Raw genomic sequence first — 6,091 nt, forward strand, 5'->3', positions numbered from 1 at the left:
TAAATTAACGTTTGACGGTAGTTAGCTAAGAACTAAGCAACCAACTTCTCTTCTAATAAGTTAACGAATATCAACGCCCAAGCAGGCACATAGGTGATCCATATCTCATTTTGCAACCAAGCACTTTGGCTGATCGCGGGGTCGGGATAAAACAGTACAAATGCCACCCCCATATCGGACAGCAGCATAAGGAAACCAGCAATGGCAAACCGCGTAGCCACTTTGTTGTTGTAATAGCCTCGGTGCAAACAACACAGGGCATTCCAAGCCATGAAACTGACAACAAGAGAAAACACAATCGCCAATATAAACATAACCCCCTGAATATTAGGCAGTAAAATGGACAAAACTGGCAGTATAACTAGCAACACAGGAATAGCCTTGAGCATATCGCTTTTCTGTAGGGCGAAATTTTTGGCAAATAGCAAAGAAAGGGTTGCGTAGGCACACATAAACGCAAGCATGCCCAGTGGATTGCTAATATGATCATAGTCAGGCAAAAATATGCCTGAAATGACTAAAAACACATCTCCCAAACCAATAAAGAGGATTGCGTATCCAATCGTTTGATGATCTTTTGATTTCTTTTTAACCATCAAAGATGCAAGAACCAAGGACATTATTACGGTGAAAAGTACAACGCCAATTATTGGGTTCTTAATTTCTAGGGGATGCTGTAAATATAATATCCCACATAGATCGACTAAAAATATTGTTAGAATTATTTTTTGAATTTGACTCAAAATTTCATCTCCGCCTAAACATACGTAGCATCAAAAGTGCGCAATAATTAAAAGCATAAAAATATAAAAAGTGAAAAAATCACTTCCTGACAAAACCATTCACCAGACTAATCTCTCACCAATTTAATCTATAAATCGCCGATCAAATTACAAAACAAAATTTTGAAATGCAAATACGATAAAAAGCTGAGAAGACAGAAAAAAAAACACCAAGAAAAACATAAACCACTGTTTAACAAAATAATTTAAAGAATCAACATGGATGCAATCCTTCCAAACGTAAAATTATCCACGGTTTTTTTGGTCTCTGCGGTCAAACAGTGTCGCTTTAGGGACAATGTAAACGAGATGTTATTACTTTATATTTTAACCATCAGCGTCCAGACACGACCCAAAAAAATTTAAGACTATGAATTTATTAAATTTTTAAATTATTTTAGTAGACCAAGAGGTAGTCGAAGCGTTTGTAATAACGCCTCTTTAACGCCTAATGCAGACAACAACACCGAGTGTAATGAGAGCAAAATGAAAAGCATTCATTTTTAGGCAGAACCTTGAATAGGGTGACTAGGTTTAATTAATAAAAAAGAAATTTATTTAAATTTATAAAAATATATTCGCATTAAAAAAGAATAAAAAAATAAATATTTAATGCTAGAGAAAAGTATTAAGAACTATAGGGGAAATAATATGTTTAGGAAGAAAAAAGTAGCTCATGCGATTGTTTCAGCATTTGTACTAGCTTCACTATCAGCAGGCGCCCAAGACACGGAAACCACTGAGAAAGAAATAGAAGTGATCAATGTTACTGCCCAAAAGCGGGTTCAAAATATTCTCAAGGTGCCAGTTACGGTTGGCACTGTGTCAGCGGGTTTAATCAAAGAAACGGGTTCTACATTATTAGCTGATATTGATAAATTCATTCCTGGATTTGATTTTAGTGATGAAGGTTTTACCCAAGCTGGGGTTAGTATGCGTGGTATTAGTAGCCCAAGCATTAGTGCTGGGGGTGACCCGTCATCCGCTACTTTTTATGATGATACTTACATGCCTAGAGCAGCCCAAAATGTATTGTTTTCTGATATGGCTAGGGTTGAAGTATTAAAAGGCCCACAAGGTACTTTATTTGGCCGAAATGCGGCTATGGGGGTAGTGAATATGGTACCCAACGCCCCCCACGACGAATTCGAAGGCTTTGTACGCGCGTTGTTTGGCACCGACAAATTACAGCGCTATGAAGGTATGATTAACGTCCCCATTACCGACAATGTTTATGTACGCGCTAATTTCTTGTCTAACCGGCAAGATGGCTTTATGGAGAACATCTATCAAGCTAGTTGGAATGAAAATAACAAAAATTGGGGCATTGGCGAAAAAGGCCACGATGCTGCCCGAGTGGCAGTATTGTGGGATATCTCCGCGACCACCAATTTCCTTATTGCCTATGAGTGGGATAAATTAGACCAAGGCGCCGAAATAAATTTTGGGTTCAATGAATACGCCTATAACGGTGGCCTCACACCGTTTGGCAACAAAACCGAAAATGATGTAAGAGCAGGCGGTGAATCTCGCGACATGACTGCAACTATTGTTAAATTCAATCATGAATTTAACAATCAGCTTTCCATGAAATATGTTGCAAGTTACCGAGAGTGGTTAACTAACAACGCACAAGAAGAAGATGGCACTGCCGATATTACCCGCTATTTTGATACGGTAAATGTTGAAGATTCTGATATTTTCTATACCGAAATGCAGATTAATTTTATAAATAGCAAAATTAATGCAGTAGCGGGCTTCTCATATTCTAAAGAAAATGTAGGGCAAACAACCAAGCTAAATGCGACGACCAATTCTGTCAGCCGTATGATTACCGGCGAATTAAACAACGTCATTCGCGATGGTGTAGCCCAGCAAATTGCTGGCATGATTGGCGGCAACACTGATGCCCATGCTGCTGGTGCATTTGGTCCAGGTGTCACTTTTGATGCCGCTGTTGACTCCTTCTACACCGCTAGTGGCTTCCCCATGGATCATATATGGAATGCTGATGAATGGGCAGGCGCGCTGAATGCTATGGGTGTAGCGGGTGACATTATGACAGCCATTGGTATGCCCGACGTTCCCCTCACCGGTGATATTGTTAATGCCACGGGTGATTTAACCTACGATATTGTTTCGCAACAAATGGGGATTGCAGAAATATTTGGCCCAAGTGCTTCCGGTATTTTTTGGGAAGAGCGGGTGTACAACACAGGTGACTTCACCAACTGGGGTATCTATGGTGACATAGATTACTCAATTACTGATAAGTGGCATGTAATTGTAGGTGCGCGTTACTCTACTGATAAAAAGGACTTTACCTGGTATATACCCGAAACCAGTTTTAACCAAGTTCGCCCAGGTGTAAGCAACCTTATTTTCCCAATGGCTGATCTAACGGCCTCTGATGAATGGTCTCAAACGACTGGTCGCCTAGTTACCAGTTATGAATTGACCGAAAACGATATGTTCTTTGCGTCCTACTCTACAGGATATAAATCCGGTGGTTTTGACTCGTTAACGCCCAATCCTGAAGCGTTTGAACCAGAAGAAACCTCAAACATAGAGTTTGGCTATAAAGGCATTTTATGGCAGCAAGTTATCGCCAATGTCAGTGCCTACTATATGGAGTTAGATAACTTCCAAACTACCGTTGATACTAAACCTCCGGGATATACACAGGCTATTCCCACAGTATTAAATGATAATAGACAGATTACCGGCGTGGAACTGGATTTACGCTGGCACCTAAACCCCAGTATTACTCTAGGGTTAGTTAGCGAAATACGCAGTATGGATACAGATTCACCAGCATTCTACAACGGTGAAGGGACATTTATCGACGCAGCCACCACATCCACAGATTCAGCGGTAAATTACACCCTAACATTTGACTGGATGCCTGATTTTGGCGTAGGTAACACAAACTTACATGTGGACTACCAGTTTGTTGAAAATATCAATAGCGAACAACCGGGTCTCGAGGAGTATAAAAAAGCTATCGACGCATACTTTTATGACACGAAAGACTTAAATGCGCGTTTATCTTGGTATAACGAAAGCGACACGCTGGAAATTGGTTTATGGGGTAAAAATTTACTGAACAAACGGTACGTAATGGGGGTAGGTGGATTAACGGCGAGCGTTTTTAATACGCCTACTGGCGAGATTACAAGAGGGCGAGAGCTAGGCATTGATATTAAATATATGTTCTAACCCATACGGATCCCAAACCTAAAAAGTTTTATTGGAGGCCTTGTTCGTCACTGTGTGGGGCTTCCATTTTTTATTATTGCCATAGGTGTTTGACGGAAAGACTGTGGAGTAAGCCCCGTCCATCGTTTAAATGCACGTTGAAATGCACTTTGTTCCGAATATCCTAGCATTAGCGAAATATACAACAACTTGTGATCGGTTTGGCTCAAGTACGATGTTGCTAGACTAATACGAATGTCTTCCAACAGATTGGTTAAATTGGTGCCTTCCTTTTGAAATTTTCGCTGAACTTGTCTCGGGCTAATCGACAAATGGTTGGCTATATCGGTTAGCTCAGGTACTCGCTCAGGTAGGGTTTCAACGATAAACTGAGTAATAATTTCTAAAGATACATTGGAACGTAGTGAAGCGAGCTGATTCTCAGCGTGGCAGCATAAAACGTTCATCACTTCTTCATTGTACGACTTTATCGGAATGTTCAGCGAAGATTCGTTAATAATTACGCCGTTGAAATTCGCATTGAAGAAGACAGGGCAACCAAAGAAGGCTTCATATTCACCAACATCAGCCAATGGTGAATGGTTAAAATGCACCGATATCGGTTTATCATCAGATTGATAGTGGGTAAACGCAAAGGTTATCCATGCAGATATTACGTGCTCAATATTATTTGAGCTTGCTTCCATACCCGAGAGCCAACGCAGAATTATCCTATCGCCATCTTTTTCATGATATGCCCTTCCTGAGTTACCTAACAAACACTGGTATCGCTTCTGATATTCTAAAACCTTCCACAAGTTGGGGCTTGCCGTTACGATATGACCAAACAGACCCCAAATACTAATATCGAACGTTTTCCCGAACTTAAACCCAATATTCTTTATACCAAGTTCCCGAGCTCCATATGAAAGTAGCTTTTCATATTCGTGACTTGCATAGTGCCTAGACGACTGATTGATTTCATCGGCATCCGTATCAATTAACTCCAACAGTTTTGTTCTTTCGATGCCTTTAGATGCTAAAAAATTAATAACGGCCCGAATAAAGTAATAGGGAAAATTGATGGTAAACAACGTCAGTTTATTATTCATTTTCTAGTTTAAAGGCTCTATGTGATTAATAATTATTGTTTTAAAACAGCTATTTGACACTTTCACCATTTAGCTATATTTGTTGTCAATAAGCAAGGTTACTTTACGCTAGCTGTATAAAAATGTATCTCGTTCAGTCAATAAGGTAAATAGGAAGATAACGGCCCATGATACTGGCGAGAACTCGGGCTTTTCTTCATGCTCGCCCAGTTTTATTCGGCCGACGTCGCCAAACAATGTTCACCTGACCTCGATAGCTTTATTACTAAGCTTTTTCAATATGCACCGCTAATTACGGTTATAATAGCGGTTAAACCGTTTTCGAATTCGATAGACCAACCTGAGTAGAATATGGCCCATAAAGTACGTTATAAATTTAATGGTGTGGCAAAAGAAATAAATTTTTCTTACAGCCGATATCAAAATATGCATGAAGCCGTGGCCGATGCTGAAGGAATAGACCTTACCCAGTTTTTGCAAACTGAGCAGCAACTTGCCTCAATCAGTAAAGACAAAAAAACTGTAAGAAATTTTAGAGATGCCGAATTTATAAAAATGGGATTTTCTGATTTGTACTTCTTAAAAAATGGCCAAGAATGATGGCGCTACACTTTACAACGCACAACAATACTGAAACGACTTATGGGCATTAGTACGCGCAGAACTAAACCGAAAAGAAATTAAGGTTTACGGCTTTCGCATTACTGGTCATACACGACCCTTTTTTTATAGATGCCATTATGCGTTAAAGCTTTAAACGGGCATTTTATTCAAATAGTCCCGTGAAAGTTAATATTCAATTATCTCCCACTCAAGCATGTGTTTAAGGAAACCCCAAATACCCTGCAGGGTATAATTTGACATATATACCATTAAGGGTATATTTAACTTAATATACCTTATAAGGGATATCGCAACAGTTATACCTTGAAGGGGGTTAATAGTGGAGAAACATAATGAAGCTTAATAACTCAAAAGAACTGGCTGATTATATAAAGC

At 39.5% G+C, this 6,091-nt stretch carries 4 protein-coding genes; 2 read left to right on the plus strand and 2 right to left on the minus strand.

The features are described 5' to 3' along the window. Positions 1-32: 32 nt before the first annotated feature. Positions 33-743: a lysoplasmalogenase family protein gene (locus JKP82_RS19490; protein WP_159527918.1), complete on the minus strand. Its 711-nt coding sequence runs from the start codon at positions 741-743 to the stop codon at positions 33-35. 690 nt (positions 744-1,433) lie between these two features. Here JKP82_RS19490 and JKP82_RS19495 point away from each other — a divergent pair. Next, positions 1,434-4,001 (plus strand): TonB-dependent receptor, encoded by a 2,568-nt coding sequence (locus tag JKP82_RS19495; RefSeq protein ID WP_246604515.1) that lies wholly within the window; start codon positions 1,434-1,436, stop codon positions 3,999-4,001. Between the two features lie 47 nt (positions 4,002-4,048). Here the strand turns inward: JKP82_RS19495 and JKP82_RS19500 are convergent, their stop codons facing one another. Further along, complete coding sequence (locus tag JKP82_RS19500; RefSeq protein ID WP_159527916.1) at positions 4,049-5,092, minus strand: AraC family transcriptional regulator; 1,044 nt, start codon at positions 5,090-5,092, stop codon at positions 4,049-4,051. A gap of 351 nt (positions 5,093-5,443) precedes the next feature. On the opposite strand from JKP82_RS19500, the gene JKP82_RS19505 reads away from it, so the two are divergent. Then, positions 5,444-5,692: a DUF2960 family protein gene (locus tag JKP82_RS19505; RefSeq protein ID WP_013786123.1), complete on the plus strand. Its 249-nt coding sequence runs from the start codon at positions 5,444-5,446 to the stop codon at positions 5,690-5,692. Positions 5,693-6,091 lie beyond the last annotated feature (399 nt).

Source organism: Alteromonas lipotrueae (genome assembly GCF_019249215.1).
GTDB classification, from domain to species: Bacteria; Pseudomonadota; Gammaproteobacteria; order Enterobacterales; family Alteromonadaceae; genus Alteromonas; species Alteromonas lipotrueae.

Coding starts and splice junctions, on each gene's coding strand:
- JKP82_RS19495 (WP_246604515.1), top strand. CDS start 1,434: ATGTTTAGGAAGAAAAAAGTAGCTCATGCGATTGTTTCAGCATTTGTA.
- JKP82_RS19505 (WP_013786123.1), top strand. CDS start 5,444: ATGGCCCATAAAGTACGTTATAAATTTAATGGTGTGGCAAAAGAAATA.
- JKP82_RS19500 (WP_159527916.1), bottom strand. CDS start 5,092: ATGAATAATAAACTGACGTTGTTTACCATCAATTTTCCCTATTACTTT.